General features: G+C 51.3%; 11 protein-coding genes and 1 tRNA gene. 1 reads left to right on the forward strand and 11 read right to left on the reverse strand.

The features are described 5' to 3' along the window. Positions 1–25: 25 nt before the first annotated feature. The 9 genes from ACFFLD_RS01130 to ACFFLD_RS01170 all read right to left on the reverse strand — a co-directional run bounded on the left by ACFFLD_RS01130 (position 26) and on the right by ACFFLD_RS01170 (position 13376). Positions 26–928 carry a PRC-barrel domain-containing protein gene (locus ACFFLD_RS01130; RefSeq protein ID WP_386040679.1) on the reverse strand — a complete coding sequence of 301 codons (903 nt, stop codon included), beginning with the start codon at positions 926–928 and terminating at the stop codon, positions 26–28. Between the two features lie 202 nt (positions 929–1130). After that, positions 1131–2318 carry a hypothetical protein gene (locus tag ACFFLD_RS01135; protein ID WP_386040681.1) on the reverse strand — a complete coding sequence of 396 codons (1188 nt, stop codon included), beginning with the start codon at positions 2316–2318 and terminating at the stop codon, positions 1131–1133. Between the two features lie 637 nt (positions 2319–2955). Beyond that, complete coding sequence (locus tag ACFFLD_RS01140) at positions 2956–3915, reverse strand: hypothetical protein (protein WP_386040683.1); 960 nt, start codon at positions 3913–3915, stop codon at positions 2956–2958. Between the two features lie 764 nt (positions 3916–4679). Then, the gene (locus ACFFLD_RS01145; RefSeq protein ID WP_386040685.1) at positions 4680–7877 is read right to left on the reverse strand and encodes a type I restriction endonuclease subunit R; all 3198 of its coding nucleotides are present in this window, start codon (positions 7875–7877) and stop codon (positions 4680–4682) included. Positions 7878–8178: 301 nt separating this feature from the next. Beyond that, on the reverse strand, positions 8179–9147 hold the full coding sequence (locus ACFFLD_RS01150) for a GIY-YIG nuclease family protein (RefSeq protein ID WP_386040687.1): 969 nt from the start codon (positions 9145–9147) through the stop codon (positions 8179–8181). A 77-nt stretch (positions 9148–9224) separates the two neighbouring features. Continuing rightward, on the reverse strand, positions 9225–9428 hold the full coding sequence (locus ACFFLD_RS01155; RefSeq protein ID WP_386040689.1) for a hypothetical protein: 204 nt from the start codon (positions 9426–9428) through the stop codon (positions 9225–9227). Continuing rightward, complete coding sequence (locus ACFFLD_RS01160; RefSeq protein WP_386040691.1) at positions 9425–10021, reverse strand: zeta toxin family protein; 597 nt, start codon at positions 10019–10021, stop codon at positions 9425–9427. Before ACFFLD_RS01160 ends, ACFFLD_RS01155 begins: the two co-directional genes overlap by 4 nt. Continuing rightward, a complete protein-coding gene (locus tag ACFFLD_RS01165; protein ID WP_386040693.1) occupies positions 10018–11403 on the reverse strand; it encodes a restriction endonuclease subunit S in 1386 nt (461 codons plus the stop codon). Before ACFFLD_RS01165 ends, ACFFLD_RS01160 begins: the two co-directional genes overlap by 4 nt. Then, on the reverse strand, positions 11400–13376 hold the full coding sequence (locus ACFFLD_RS01170; RefSeq protein WP_386040695.1) for a type I restriction-modification system subunit M: 1977 nt from the start codon (positions 13374–13376) through the stop codon (positions 11400–11402). The genes ACFFLD_RS01165 and ACFFLD_RS01170 overlap by 4 nt, the downstream gene beginning before the upstream one ends. Positions 13377–13525: 149 nt before the next feature. Between ACFFLD_RS01170 and ACFFLD_RS01175 the strand changes: the two genes are divergently transcribed. Beyond that, positions 13526–14305, forward strand: coding sequence for a transporter substrate-binding domain-containing protein (locus ACFFLD_RS01175; RefSeq protein ID WP_386040697.1), 780 nt, complete (start codon positions 13526–13528; stop codon positions 14303–14305). Positions 14306–14511: 206 nt separating this feature from the next. Here the strand turns inward: ACFFLD_RS01175 and ACFFLD_RS01180 are convergent. Together ACFFLD_RS01180 and ACFFLD_RS01185 are read right to left on the reverse strand one after the other, a co-directional pair. Continuing rightward, positions 14512–14602 (reverse strand) — tRNA-Ser (locus ACFFLD_RS01180). 49 nt (positions 14603–14651) lie between these two features. Further along, positions 14652–16358 carry a potassium/proton antiporter gene (locus ACFFLD_RS01185; protein WP_386040699.1) on the reverse strand — a complete coding sequence of 569 codons (1707 nt, stop codon included), beginning with the start codon at positions 16356–16358 and terminating at the stop codon, positions 14652–14654. Positions 16359–16419 lie beyond the last annotated feature (61 nt).

The raw sequence follows: 16419 nt of genomic DNA on the forward strand, positions 1-16419 counted from the left end.
TCTCCTCCAGCTATGTGACGATCTCTTACTGAGAATTTCTTAAATCGTTTACCTGCTCGTACTCGATGGCGGAAACGTCAGTGTAATTATCTTCCTTGTAACCAGCGTCCTCCATTTCATCCGTGGTTTTATTTGTTTGCCATACAAGTTGATCACCGGTAAGTTCCAGCTCGCTGAAGGGAATCAGGACCTGACTTTCAAAAAATCCCCATAAGCCCCCCATACTGATGACGACACCCGCATTGCTACCATCTTTGGCCATTACTACCTTTTCAATAGAGCCAAGCTCTTCATTGTCGGTGTTATAAACAGTCTCCTCTTCAAGTTCTGCAACACGCATTTTGTCCAAGGGACTTAGTTCCGGCGGTTCAGGCTGTGATGGCTCTTGGGTAGCGACTTCCTCAGGCTGCTCCTGCTCTACTTGGGCTTCGTCTTGCTGCTCTACTTGGGCTTCGGACGGCTGCTCTACTTGGGCTTCGTCTTGCTGCTCTACTTGGGCTTCGTCTTGCTGCTCTGCTTGGGCCTCGTCTTGCTGCTCTGCTTGGGCTTCGGACGGCTGCTCTTCCTGAGCATCTGCATCCTGTTCAGCTACGCTAGCTTGCGAATCCTCGTCATCGTCCGCGGATTCAGCTTCTATGATTTCTACGCCCGGCTCCGGCATGTTTACATTAACGTTAGGCTCGGATTGTTCAACGACGACTTCGGGATCTTCCTGTTCATCAGTGACTGTCACGTCGGGAGCCGAGTCGTCGACGGTCACCTCAGGCTCGGCTTCTTGAACCGTGACTTGTGGCTCAGAAGATTCAATCGTGACCTTGGCGTTATCGGTGTCCTCCGATTGCGCATTCGCCAATGGCGCTAGCAATAAAGCGCTAGCAGCTCCCATCGTCGCCATTCTAAGTTGTCTTGATAGCTTATGATCCGTCATATTGGCTTCCTTTTATTGTCTCACCCAGCTTGACTGTCGTGTCTTGGATGCAAGGTCGTAAATCGTTAGCAGCTGGCTTGCCCGCACAAATAAAGAACGATTCACTTACTATTTGTTAGCAGCGAGCCGTTAGTAGCAAGCCCCCCAAAGGCTTCTGTTGCAGCACCTTTGAAGGGGGAATACCTTGGCCTATAGCGATGAATTATTGTTGAGCTGTTCTTAACTGACCCAGGGTGTCGACATCCTGTGAAGGAACTTCTACATAATTCTGAGCTTGATAATCTGACATTTGCTCCAGTGTATTATTTGATCCCCAAACAAGCTGGTCGTCATCATTAACTCTGACTTCACTAAGCGGTATTACTACGCGCCTTTCATCAGATTCGATAACGAAGCCAGGGTTGTTTGTGCTACGTTCAACCACGATTAGGGCAACAGAGCCAAGCTCATCACCTTCTTGATTCAAGATCATCGAATCCATGATTGTATCCACTTGCACTTTATCCAGCGCTTGTTGCTGTGCTTGAGTAATACGAACCCGAGCACCGTCAGCGGATTCCACCTCAACATTAGGCTCAGCGTTGTTGGCTACCTGGACATCCGCTTGTGCCTCTTCTACCTGTACCTGGGCTTGTCCTTCATCCTGTACTGATACCTGAGCCTCGCCTTCTTCATCAACCACAACGCGCGGTTTTGCAGGCTGTACGGCCACGTTCGGTTCGGAGCGCTGGACGTCAACCTCAGGCTGCCCTTGGCTCACATTGACACGAGGCTGCTGTAGCTCAACTGAGACATCAGGGCGTCCCGCCTCTACGTCCACATCGGGATCACGTAGAATCACCTCTACTTCCGGCTTGGGTATGTTTACCGTAATCTCAGGACGAGGCTGTCTAACGATGACGGTTGGTCGTTTCTGGTCGACTGTCACGTCTGGACCGGCTGGCTCCACTGTTACCTTTGGCGAGACCTGTTGCACCGAAACCTCTGGCTCTGCGGGGTCTACGTTTACCTTCGGCGGTTCGCTATCCACGGATACCCGAGGTTGCTGAGCCTGAACAAGGACTTCCCCTTCTCCATCACGCTCTTGCTCAGTAATGAAGACCAAAAGCCGCTGATATTCCTCTTGATTCAACGCCTGATCATTATCCTGATCATAGTCACCTAGAATCTCCTCGCGCCCAGCCTGTACTTGGGATTCCTCGAGGCGCGGGCTGAGTTCATTCCAATCCAGCACTTGATCAGCGTTCTGATCTAATTCCTGAAACTCGGCGTCGGCCCTGCTGGCTACATCTGATTGGGCCTGGGCTGCAGAAACGAGAATAAACGTGCTGGCTACGCCAAGACTTGTAAGGCTTATGCTCAGCTTCTTTAACAATTTATAATCCTTCATAAAAACTCCTTGTTTTACAGGTAGCTCATCCAATATCTACGGTATTATTGTGTTTAATAACACAATAATTAACATATGATTATGAATCAAAAGCCAATAGTAAGTAATTGACCAGTAGCTATTGCGTAGCAATTAAGCTCGCAAAAAGAAGTGTAGTGTCCAGGAATAAGGGCAGCAAATTAGCGCTATCATTTTGTTAAATTCGTGCGTAGCAAGGTTGCCTGCGGAACTGGCTACAGGTTGATTCATCAGCGTCAGTTAATGTTTAATTAAAATATAACTATATTTAATAATTTATATTTAAGATTAATATTTATTAACGTACATCACGCTATAAAAAATAAATGCCATACTAAAGGATTAGTAATGAGAGTTATCAGTAAAACATGAACTAGGCGAAAGGTGGACGTCCCCTGCCGCAGGCCGGGCATTTCCAGCACCTTACAACTGGCGCAGCAAGTACGTTAGCCTGATTGTGGATGAAGCGAAGCGCTTCCGGGAGCTCAATGTCGTGGACGCCTTTAGTATAAGGTCTGGAGGTGTTTAGAATATCCGGGGCGATTCAGTCGTGGGTGACATGAAGCGATTGACTGATAACAATATTGTTCTTGAGCCAAGCATGCTGAGCCTGGCCCTGCTAGATGGCCTCACCCATTTTTTTGAGTGGTACAGTCGTGCCCTCTACTGAGTTACCATCTTCCGTGCGAACAATGTGAATTTCTTCCGCTAAACGCCAGTAGGGGCGAACCAACCATTGAACATGTGCACCCAAGTCTAAACTCTGGCCATTCTTGAGTACAACAGCCACCCAATTATACTGATAATGATATTCTAGATGTGAGATCGAGTCGTGATCGATGACTTTTCCATGGAATATGTACGCTTGAAAAGGGGGCAACCTGTTGACAAAAATGTCAAATTCCTCATGCTGGAACATCACACCTGTCGTATTGGGGGCTGGTGGGTACGGCGAGGTTCTCGCTTGGTCCCTGGCCTTTTCGAGTTGCTCCGCCTTCTCCCATTCTTCGAATAACTTCGTATCTATTGCAGCATTTGCCATAGATTGAGGCGGGTTGGCGATCTCATCGGTGCTGGGTTTTGTTGTTCCCACCGCATTATCAGTAGATTTATCTGAGCTATAGAACACCGAGAATAAAAACAGTGCACCTGCTATCACCCCAATGCCGATGATGATTTTATAAAACCTTCCCGCAACGCCACCAACAACCACGGCTGCAATAGCGGTGGCAGCCCAACGGCTTTCGGCATCAAACTGGGTGAATGCCCCAATAGCGCCAACCATCGCCCCCAACACAGCCCACCCGGTGCTCCATACTTTCGGCGAGCTAGTTCCTGAATGGCGCCACTTTGCTTTTTCACGCTTATTTTTCTTTGATTTTCCTGGTGATCTACTTCTTGCACCTTGCTGTCCAGACCCAATGCTCGCCCCTGAGCTTATGGCTTGGCTGAATCTTTCCTCCGTTGCTCGCCTTTGTCTTTCTCGCTCTTCTGCTTCACGTCGCTCGATTTCTGCAGCCGCTTGAGTGCCTGCCTCAGACTTGCTGACGATACGCCCGCCTACGTTACGATCAGCCATGAGTTCCCCTTGGCTCTATGCCACCTGACCCCGAAGCCCTGCCCCCCCCCCCTGAGGGGCCGAAAAATACCAGTGTCCAAAAGAAGTACAACAAAGGAACAGCGCTGTTGGCTCTCACTTATGCACTTTCTAGTTGAAGCAGATCGCATTTCACTTGGCAACCGGACACTGAAAGCCAAGCAGTCATAGCACCCTAGTGGAGTATAGACTAAGTACCTGGCTTTGGATTAAACCCCATCGAGAAGCAGAAAAATCGCTACAGCGGCGCCAGTTGGGCCTCCTCGAACTGGGCCGTTGAGCGGGGCTGGCTCAAACTCGCCATGTATTTTGTAACGTTCGCTAAGCACCCGTTGCGACATGGCCCATTATCCTCAGCAAAACCAGCAACAGCGCCCAAGGGAGACGCCCAGTGTTTCTTCAATTTGGCCTGTAATACAATGTCTTGAAAAATTAGGTATAGGATGCCGCTCACTGCAAATAGCATGATACCGCCGGCTGCTTGCGGATATCCCGAAAGCACGAAATGTCCGAAGATAACAACAATTGGCCCCAATAGGACCATAGGGATAAAGGGCCCTATGATCTTTTTCAGACTGTAATGTGTTGATGATTTTAGTTCCCTGAGGGGGGCGTGAGGTAGCTGACTTTAGCCATTCACCCTGCCCTCCAACCGATTTAACGTAAATCTTGCCCTATTAGTAGGACTGCCAAGTTATTAGTATTGGCGAGATCAGTTGATCAACGCATGGAGCCATTATCATTCGCTAGGATCGGCTATCTGGTTGACGCCCCGCTAGTAGCTTCAAGATCAGCAGAGCAAACTGCCTACCAGTTTCTTCGTTTTCCAGCAGTGGCATACTCAGCTTTTCGTGATCGTTCATCGCATCTAACACGGCGTCAGTAACGCGCTTGGGAAATAGCCCGTGCATCACTTGGATTTCGTCATGGTGGTTGATCTGGGCCATGACAGCATCATCACGTTCAATGCGATCGGCAATGCCATTGGCAAAATGCAGCTTATCGCCATCGCTGATATCTGCGCCGTAGAGATCATTCAGACGCTCGATGATCTCATTAAGGAGCTGAGTTTCGGGGTCATAGGGTTTACCGGAGCCAACATCTGAAATCGGTTTCAGACCGTAATCACCGCTCTCCTCTTCAAGCGAAAGTTGCTGTTCGGCGCGTTTGGTCAGCCGGTAGCTGTCCAGCTCAAGCTCACTTACATCGATAGGGTCGCCAATTAATAAGCGGTCGATACGGAGTAGGGGGTACAGGTGCTTGGCGTAAACGCACAATTGCTCTAATTCAGCATCATCGAAGAGAATAATCTGGCTCAGAAATTCATAGGTGCGCACAAAGCTCTGTAGGTTTTTACGAAACAGGTCAAGCTCATCGCGGGTTTTACCGGCGTCTTTCAGCTCCTGCTCGGCACGCTTTATGCCTTTATCGTCGCCCTGCTGCTCCGCTTGTTGGCGGGCTTCCTTCCAGGTCTGCTGTTGCTCGACGGTGACTTCGTAGCGCTTCTTAAAGCGATCTTGAGCGGGCTGGCAATGATAACTCAGACGCGAGGCGGGTGCTTTGGGATCAAAGAAAGCAGTAGCAAACGCTTCCACCTCGGGCCAGTGATAAATGCCGTTAGCATCCAGCGTGCGTTTTAGGTCATACACTACCTGCGGGTCGGAAACGTCAGCCAAGGTTGCCTTGCGGTAATACGGCGCAAACGCCTCTAAGATTTCTTGTGGTTCATTGAAGAAATCGAGTATAAACGTTTGTTTGCCGGGAAACAGGCGGTTCAGCCGCGAGAGCGTCTGAACACAGTCCACGCCCTGCAGCTTCTTGTCCACGTACATGGCGCATAGCTTGGGCTGGTCAAAGCCAGTCTGGTACTTGTTAGCAGCGATCATCACGTTGAAATCGTCGGTATCTAACGCCGCCGCTAAATCACGCCCACGCACCCCGGGATTGAGCAGCTTGCTGGTTTCGCTGACTTCTTCAGGAATGACCTCATCGGCCGGTACGCTGCCCGAAAAGGCCACCAAGGGATGAACATCACTATAGCCTTGAGCTTCCACATACTGCCGCATAGCTAGCTGGTAGCGCACCGCCTCTTGGCGGCTACCGGTGACCACCATCGCCTTGGCTTGGCCATCTAGCAAGTGGCGTACTTTGGCGCGGAAGTGCTCAACAATAACTTCTACTCGCTGGGCGATGTTGTAAGGGTGCAAGCGTACCCACTTGGCCAGCGCACGGGAGGCCTTTTTGGCGTCTACTTCCTGATCTTCATCCTCCAAATGGGCCAGCTTCCAGGCGGTGCTGTAGGTCACGTAGTTGCGCAGCACATCAAGAATAAAGCCCTCCTCAATAGCTTGCCGCATCGAGTAGAGATGAAATGGCTCAGGCTTGTTGTCCGCACTTGGCGGCAAGCTTGGGTCTGGCACACGGCCAAACAGTTCAAGTGTTTTGGCTTTGGGTGTGGCGGTAAATGCGTAGTAGCTGATGCGCTCATTAGGGCGACGAGTGGACACGGCCGCATCCAGCATTACTTCTGCACTGATTTCCTCGTCATCTTCTGTGCCCTCACCAGCGGCGGCTAACAGCGCCTTGAGCTTGCGCGCAGAATCGCCCGCCTGTGAAGAGTGAGCTTCGTCAGCAATCACTGCATAGCGGCCTTCGGCAAGTGTTGGCCGTTTATCCAATGCATCGAACAGCGCAGGAAAGGTCTGGATGGTGACGATGATGATGCGGGTATTGCTCGCCAGCGCCTCAGCCAGCTGTTCAGATTTACTCTGGTTGCCTACATCGCGGGTAATCGGGCACACCACGCCGTGCGCATGCTCAAACTGGTAAATGGTGTTTTGCAGCTGACTATCCAGCACGGTGCGGTCAGTAACCACAATTACAGAGTTGAATCGCTTCTGCTGGCCGCTTTCATCGTAGAGGTTGGCGAGTTGGTGAGCCAGCCAGGCAATAGAATTAGACTTACCCGAGCCAGCACTGTGTTGCACTAGATAGCGCTGCCCGCCATCTTCGGCTTGGGTGGTTTCAATCAGTTGATTAACGACTTCCCATTGATGGTAGCGCGGGAAAATCAGTGTTTCTTTCGTTTTGCGCCGCCCGTGAAAGTCCTCAGTAGTTTTCTGCTCCAAGTGCAAAAAGCGTCCGAGAATCTTCAGCCAAGCATCCGGCAAGAGCACGCGCTCCCACAAATAGCTTGTGGCGTAGCTATTGTCATCTTCTGGTGGCGCGTTACCAGCACCGCCGCCTTTGGTGCCCAGGTTAAACGGCAGAAAGAACGTCTCTTTACCCGCCAGCTGGGTGGTCATCGCCACTTCTGCTTGGCTGACGGCAAAATGCACTAGTGCGCCGCGCTTAAACGCTAGCAGCGGCTCTATCTTGCGAGTAATTGGGTCTTTTAGTGGACGATCATTGCGGTACTGACGCTTGGCATTTTCTACGGACTGCTTGAACTCGCTTTTCAACTCCAGCGTAGCAGTAGGTATGCCGTTAACAAATAGCACCAAATCCAGACGCGGGTTGTAGCTTTGATCACCGCTCCCTTTTTCACGCGCATGGGGTGAATAGGAGACTTCTGGTACCACGCGGAGACGGTTGGCGCGGTAACGGGCGAGTGCCTCGGGGTTCATAGCGTGGTCAGGCTGGAAACTGCACAGGTCGAACGCCACCCCCGGCACTTTAAAGCCATGGCGCAGCACTTCCAGAGTGCCCACCCGCTCCCGCTCACGCACCACCTTCTGCACAAACACCTGTTCGGAGGCTTGTGGGTTGGCCTTACAGAATTTTTCCCAGCGCTCGGGCCAGGCCTCTCTCACATAACTCAGCAAGTCTTCAGTATAGAGCGCTGTGGTGCGGTCATAACCGCTGGCGGTGCCCACTTTCCAACCACCGGTAGCCATGGCGTCGATGATATCCTGCTGGAACCGGCCTTCCCTGCTATCGGCCATAAAACCCTCTGCGCTTCGCGTAATTATTCGTGACAGCCTACCGCTTCAGTGAGAAGAGGAAAAGCATACTTAGGCCGTGGTGTGTTCTATCGGCAAAGACGTAATAAGAGAAACTATTCGGCAAGATATACCTGGTCATAGCGGCAAACCAGGCCGCTGGTACCTAGCATGCTCAGACTGGCAATCGGAGTGAGTCAAAGCCATCGGCTTTTGATAATTGCCTGAATCACCACGTCCCGGTGCTGCATCTGCAGGCGCAGGATGGTTTGATTCATGTCTACTGCCCATTTCTCGAAAACTCTTAAGCTTGCAGGCCATGTTCAGCTGCGGCAGCGGCAGCGTTGACCTGTTGTTCCTGCCAATCGGCATAGGTCTGTCCCGTGGCCTCAACTTTCCAATCAACGCGGCCGTTAGCGGCGCGCCCTGCGACAGCGGCGGCGGCCGAGCTGGGGCTCGTGAATCCATAGTCACGCGTGAACGTCTTGAATCCATTACCATCGTCCATCAGCACACCTTCATCGCAAAGCTGCTTGTAGAGATGCCGGTAGTTGTGCTTCAGGTCTATCCACTCCCCCCTGGCGAGAGACCCCTCAAGAACGACAAACTCACCTTCAACTTCTTGAGCGAAGGCGACAATATTTTGTCTTTTAACTTCCATCTTCAGCCTAGGGCTTACTGAAATGCTTTGGTTTGGCTCTAGCTCTGTGAGTGCTTGACGCTCAAGGCCAGGACTTGGTGAAATCTTTGTAGTGCTGCGTAAAAAATCCAGACCAAGAACGGGAAGTACCGTGCGAACCTGCTCGATAAAAAAGGCCATATCGGCGCGATCAGATTCTGGAAGTCCCACATACTCATGTGCCGTACCATTGGCTAGCTTACAACGCCCAACAGCCCCCGCTTTCTGTATCAGCAAGCTCTCCAGATATTTCACATGTGCCTTGGTCAGGTTCTGGTCTTTACTCGTGATGAGACACACCTTCTCCCAGAAGTCCTTGCCTCCCTTATCCTCCGGTCGATTGTGCTGTTTAAGCCGTGTAGCAACATCATCACTTTCACCGATATATACCAAAGGGCGTAAATCACCCTCGGGATCTGTACCGACCAAAAAGTATATTCCGGTTCTCCCACACTCGGGGCGCTGAACTAACTCGCTGAGTCTGCTGCGCGGCCCTGTCAGCACATGCCCTGTCCAGTTCATAATCTCAGCGGTAAGCAGGCCATTAGGCGTGCCATCCACTAGAAACAGTCGGATGCTGCGTCCCTGTGTCATATCAACTCCGTTAGTGCTAGCCGTTCTCGCCATTTTGCGAGTTGGCTATACACACTTATTGGAATACTCAGCATTGCTCAATGGCGTGTCTTGCCCTGCTGATCATCATCGGAGGCTGTGTCGTCAGGATTGCGCGGAGCATCCTCACCGATGAAAACGGGCTTACCTTCCTGCCAAAACACCGCGTATTGCCCAAGGCGCCGCTTGCGCTCTAAGGTTTCGGCTACGGCTGTGCGAAGGCTATTGAGCATTTCCTGGGTGTCAGGTGGAAGTTGGGTCATGATTTTGCCTCCTGGGAAAGCGCGTCAAACAGTGAAGTATTAAACACCTGGCGTTGATTGCCATGCTGCTCGAAAACGGGTTCTGGTTGGTCTCTGTCATTCATGAAGCAACGCGCACGGCTGACCAATGGTGCATAAAGCGTCAGCAAATTATTCAAGCTGCGCGGGAAGCGCCGCTGAATATCTTTGAGCGCGATATTGTGCCCGCCGTGCGACACACGCTCTGCAACGCGCAGACGTGACATCTCAACGGAAGGTAACGCAAGATACACTAGCTCAACTTTCCAGCCTTCCGCTAGCAGGCGCTTTACCAGCCGTGAGTAGCCACGCCCCGAGAGCGTGGTTTCAAAGGCAAAGTCTTCTCGCTCATCAATCGCCTCGTTGATTTCGCGCAGAAAGATACGGCTAGCCGCGACAAGATCACGCTCAGGCGCAAACGGCGAAAGGCCAGCGGCAATCAAGTCAGCATTGATAAAGCGCGTACACTGGGCCACTTGTGGCAGATAGTTAAAGGCAAAGGTGGTTTTGCCCGCCCCATTGGGCCCGGCCACTATCCAGCATACGGGCGCTTGGGGTTCATTTTGCTGGGTCATACCGCCTCCATCTGAGTGGCCTCACCAGTAGCCACCACTGAATCTGCTGGCAGCTGCCAGCCACGCACATCAATCTTGCCTGTAACGGCGGCGGAGATAAGGGCGGAGCGGCGTTCAACTAACAAACTCTGTGATTTGTCCGCAGTCACAAGCAAACCTTTTATTTTATCTATCTCAGAGTCTATACAGCTTATAATACGTCGTTGCTCACTGATGGGCGGCAATGCCAAAGAAAAATCAAGCATATCTGTAACATTTAGGCTTGCTTGGTTGGCAGTGCCGTGAGCATTTAAATCTAAATGATCTCTATACCCACGAGATTGCAGCATAAAAAGAAGATACCCAGGAAGTATTTCTTTATCATCAATATCAAAAACAACTGTATTTTGATTAAGAAGCGCCCCATTATACTTCGCTGGAATGCTAGCAATTTGTCCGACCGCACTCTTTTTCACTACCGGGTTACTTCCTACTGTACTTAATACAATGTCACCAGTTTTGAGAACAGCTTTTGGGTGCTTCGATAAAAAATCTTTTGATATACAACTTGAAGTGTCTTTTATAGTCAATGATTTGATATCACTCGCCTTGACCACAGGAATACCAGCTTGTGAAAACTCAGACGCATTAAAAGCAACTCCCTTCCTTGTAGTTATATGGTATTTGAGGTTTGAAATAACCCAATGCTCAGGTACTTCCCCCAGCCACTCCACACCAGAGTCTTTCATCAGCACATCAGGGTCGAGCCCCTTGGTCACGGCATGCGAAATCACCGCCTGGCGCTTTTCCTTGAGTAGCTCGATCAGGCGCTGCTGCTCTTCCACCAAGGCGTCGATGCGGGCGGTTTCGTGGTCAAGGAATGCCGCAAGCTGAACCTGCTCTTCAATGTCTGGTACGTAAAAACGCACTGCGCCTATCAGCTCTTGATTTAAAAGCAATGCTCCGTATATGTTCTCCCTACCATACTTAGGAATGAACTGAGGTGCAGCATAGCTCCAATATTTCAAGTCAAGGTTTTCGTTAGGCTCAAAGGAAGCGATAGCTTCATTTGTGTATGCTGGCAGGCCAAGAAAGGAGACATTACCAACAGTCAGCTTGAATGAAAAAAGCATGCTCCCAGCAGGTGATAGTCTCCCACCTCTATCATCTACAGCTTTGTTGCTAATTTTTGATTTGGTGTCAAAAATTACTGGCTTGTTCAAATCAGCTATCGTCACCCAAAGGTTATCGCCATCGTAATATTCCTCTTTTCCTGAAGAGGGTGTCCATCCCACCGAATAAGGAACATGCCAAGCTATCTTTTGTAGTCCCCAATGCGCTGGCACTTCCCCTAACCACTCAACGCTAGAGTCCTTGTATTCGGGATAGGCAGGATAGCTCATGCCGATAGCCCCTCGATCATCTGCTTGATCTTATCGGTGCAGGCTTTGAGGTCGGCGTCGATCTCTTCCAGCGGGCGCGGCGGCGTAAACGTATAGAAATGGCGGTTGAACGGTATCTCGAAACCGACAATGCCGATGCGGCCATCTAGCTCGTCGCGTTTTTCTTCGTCTATCCAGGCATCCGGCACGTGGGGTTTAACCTCACGCTCAAAGTAGTCAAACACCGATTCGTTATATGGCACGTTTTCATTATCGCGCAGACCGGTGTCTGGCTCGGGGTTGCCGTTTTTGTCGAGGCAAATATCTGCCCCGGCGTCGCGTTCGGACAGCGCGTTGAGAATGGCCTTCTGTACCGGCGTGCTAACCTTCAAGCCTTCAGCCTTGAGCGCTGCATTCAAGGCCTTGGTAAACGCTTTGCGATTGGTGTAGCGATGCTCACCTAATTGCTCGCAGGCAGCTTTGAGCGCGGCTTGCTCGCCTTCATCCAGTTTCTGGATGGCTTTTTCGTCGTACAGCTTGGCTAGGCGTTCTGGGCTGGCTTCGAAGTTCAGGCGCAGAGGGCGCTCGACGGTAATACGCCGGTAGCCAAAGGTTTCTATCGGGAAGATTTTGCTCTCGTCGTTTTCTTCAAAGGCGCCATAGCACCGCACTATGTCGTCAATATCGCGGTCGTTAATGTATTGGCGTTTGCTGCCCAGCGACTTGCGCATCTTACTGGCGCGGCCAGTGGCGTTAATCAGCTGTACTTTGCCTTTGCGCTCGGCGGGTTTGTTGTTGGAGAGCACCCATACGTAGGTGGCGATGCCGGTGTTATAGAACATATCCGTGGGCAGGCCAACGATGGCTTCCACCATGTCATGTTGCAACAGATAGCGGCGAATTTCGGATTCCCCACTGCCCGCGCCGCCGGTAAATAGCGGCGAGCCGTTAAGAATGATGCCAATCCGCGAGCCGCCGTCTTGGCGGTTGCGCATTTTGGCCACCAGGTGCATCAAAAACAGCAGCGAGCCATCGGAGACACGCGGCAGGCCAGGGCCAAAGCGGCCATCGTAGCCGCGATGCTTGTGCTCATCAGTGACTTGCTTCTGCACCTTTTTCCACTCGACGCCAAATGGAGGATTGGAGAGCATGTAATCAAAGTGCCCGCCCGCCAACTGGTCATCAGAGAGCGTGTTGCCCAACTTGATCTGCTCGACCTCCTGCCCCTTTACCAGCATATCGCCCTTACAGATAGCGTAGGATTCGGGGTTGAGTTCCTGACCGTGCAGCGAGACGGTTACGTTCTGGCTGACCTGCTGAATGTAGTCGTCGCTTTCAGAAAGAAACCCGCCAGTGCCCGCAGTCGGGTCATATACGGTGACGATGCTGTTGGGCTTGAGCTTGGCTTCTTGCCCGGTAAGCACTAGAGAAGTTGTTAAATGAACGATATCGCGGGGTGTAAAGTGCTCCCCGGCCGTTTCGTTGGAGCTTTCGGCGAACTTGCGAATCAACTCTTCAAAGATGCCGCCCATGCCGTGATTGGTCACCCGCGCCGGGCTTAGGTCAATGGCTGCGAATTGCTGTACCACCTTATAGAGCAGGTTATTGGCGCTGAGCTGCTGTACGAAACTCTCGAACTCGAAGTGCTCGAAAATCTCCCGAGCGCTTTGGCTGAACGACTGCACATAGCTCATCAGGTCGTCGCTGGTCTGGGTATCTGACAGGCTGATCAAGCTAAAGGGGGAAGCATTAAAAAATGGCTGATTGGCTGCGCGCAGCAGCAGCTTCTCACGCACTGCCTCGGGCTTGTTCTGGTGGTCTTCAGCGGCTTTAAGCACCTCGGCCTTGGTAGGCTCCAATACGCATTCCAGGCGACGCAACAGCGTAAACGGCAGAATGATGCGGCCATATTGGGACTGCTTGAAATCACCGCGTAGAAGGTCAGCGACCGACCAAATAAAAGCAGCAAGCTGAGAGTGACTTTCCGTGTTCACGGATGCTTCCCCAAATTCAGTGAAAATTAATGAGCCCTATCATACACATCTGTGCCGCTAACCGAGTAGCTTCTATGCTAAGTAGACCCCTTACAAGCGGCATGGTAGCTTTAATAAAAACTCATATAAAAACGTCAAAGGAAAGCATCATGTCTCGAGTGTCTCTAGGGGTTGCTACCGTTTTAACATCGTTAATGTTCGCCCTGCCCGCCTATTCTGACGCCCCATTACGGCTGGCTGTTGACGTTCCCTTCGAACCCTTTCAGTACCGTCTTCCCGACGGCACGTTGACTGGCTTCGAGGTCGAACTCGGTGAAGAGGTATGTCGGCGTATTGAGCGGGAGTGTGTATGGGTCGAGCAAGGCTGGGATGGCATCATTCCCGGTCTATTGGCACGCAAATATGACGCTATTGTCTCTTCCATGGCGATTACAGATGCACGCCGTGAACAGGTGCTCTTTTCTGAGCCTTATTACAGCAACCCAAGTGTTTGGGTAACACCAGTAGACAAGGAAATCGATATTGAAGACCGAGACGAATTGGAAGGGTTATCGGTAGGCGTACAGCGTGGCACTATTCGTGATGCCTATATTACCGATACCTACGGCGATCTGGTTGTTGTGCGCCGCTATGCGACCGGGGAAGATTTAGCGGTCGATGTTCAATCCGGACGCCTAGACGCAGCGTTTATGTATTACCCGCTCGCGCTAGCGTCTCTTCAAGTTAATCAGGAAGGCAGTGACATTGTTACCAGCTCGCCGTTGATTCGTGAGCCCAAACACTATTTCGGCCACGGCGTCGCTGCTGCTTTCCATCCGCGAAACGAAGCATTAGCTGAGCAGTTCAATGAGGCGCTGCGTGAGATTAAGGAAGACGGTACCTACGACGAGCTGATGCATAAGTACGTCGATTACGACATCAAAATCTAAGGCTGATTTCGCAGTTCTTTACAAGCCACGTTGTTAAAAGGGCAACATCTCTGTGTTGTCCTTTTGCTAACGAAAATAACCAAGATCTATTCATAGTCTCAGCTCGACAGCTTTAGCTACTCTCATTTGTGACCACGAGTGTCGCTGACCTACATTGTTTCCAAACAAAAAAAGCCCCTGACGAATCAGGGGCTTTAGTATCGAGGTGGCGGAGGGACAGGGATTCGAACCCTGGATAGGCTATTAACCTATGCCGGTTTTCAAGACCGGTGCATTCAACCGCTCTGCCATCCCTCCGGCTTACGGGTGCATATACTAACAGCTTTCCCTTGGAAGTCAACGCCTTTTAATACAAACGTAAACCTATGCGCGTTATTTTTCCGCCTTCCATATCGCTCACGACCCAATGAATACCATGCCAGTCGACATCGTCACCTACGACCGGATGCCCACCTACCCGCAGCGCGACGAAGTCAGACAATGTCATGTCCTGCTCTCCAGGGCTCAAGGTCAGACCATACGCTTGGGCAACATCCTGCATGCGCGCACTGCCATCCAGAGTAAACGTACCGAAGAAGGCGCGTTCCTGCTTCAGTTTAGCGTCACCATTAAATAGTCGGTTAAGGGCGTACAAGTCTTCTGAACGGCCAATCACACAAATCACGTCGCCTAGCTTTAAGCGGGTGCTGCCTTTTGGATGAAGCATGGTGTGGTTGCGAAACAGCGCCGAGATCAAGGCGCCAGAAGGGAAACGCAGAAGCCTAATGGGCACGTCCTCTAAATCCTGGTTCTCAACCCCATACACGAATAGCTCAAAGTCGTTTTCAGGCAGAATACCCAGAGGACCACGCCGATTAGGTACGGTGCCCACCGGCACTTCTACCCTGAGCCACTTGGCCACCAGCGTCAGCGAGCCTCCTTGAATTAGCAGCGACATCAAGACCACCGCAAACGCGACGTTAAAGTACAGCGACGCATTCTCGACCCCACCGATGACCGGAAAAATGGCCAGTACAATAGGGACGGCACCGCGCAAGCCGACCCAGGCAATAAAAAAGGTTTCTCGCCAGCGGAATTTAAAGAAAGGCTTGATAGAAATGAATACGGCCAGCGGGCGGGCAATAAAGATAAGTGCCAGGGCGACGAGGCTTGCAGGCAGCGCTACTTCCCATAGCTCACTCGGTGTCACTAATAACCCAAGCACGAGGAACAAGCCGATTTGGCTTAACCACGCTAAGCCGTCGTGGACAGGCAGAATAAAGTTAAGGTGGCGTCCTGGTTGATTACCAATCATTAAACCCGCCAGGTAAATCGCTAGAAAACCACTACCGCCGAGCACACTGGTTAACCCGAACACGCTGAATCCAAGCGCTAAAGCCAACATCGCATAAAGACCTGGCGCGAGATCAAGCCAGCGGAGCAGTTTGGCACTCAGCCAGCCCCCGCCAAGACCAACGATTAAACCGACACCAAACTGTGAAACAAAGAAAATCAGCGTATCAATGGGGCCGCCAATATCCCCTACGAGCAGCTCAACCAGCATTAGGGTGAGGAAAATGGCCATCGGGTCGTTGGTGCCCGACTCTATTTCAAGCGTCGCCCCTACCCGCTCATTAAGGTTGACGCCTCGACCACTCAGCATGGAGAAAACCGCCGCCGCATCGGTCGAACCGACAATGGCACCGACCAGCAACCCCTGCACAATACTAAGATCAAAGACCCACATTGCGATAAAACCGACTATCGCACTGGTGATAAAGACACCGAAGGTAGCCAGAGACAGCGCTGGCTTGAAACCTACCCGAAAGGTTTTAAGGCGAGTGCGCAGGCCACCATCTAACAGAATCATGGCCAGTGCCAGGTGGCCAATCGCAAAGGCCATTGAGTAGTCATCAAACTCAACGCCCAATACGCCCTCTTCACCCGCCAACATGCCTAGTGCCAGGAAGATCAGCAGTAGCGGCACGCCCATAATGGACGATAAACGACTGGCCAGAATGCTCAGGGCCATCAAGCAGCCACCGACTAAAAAGAACGTATAAATTGCGTCCATGAATCTCCGTCTCTACATCGTTATAGCACCATTATTACATGTAACCGTTGAATTTACTGTG

The organism is Vreelandella sulfidaeris, from assembly GCF_042429665.1.
In the GTDB taxonomy this organism is placed as follows: Bacteria; Pseudomonadota; Gammaproteobacteria; order Pseudomonadales; family Halomonadaceae; genus Vreelandella.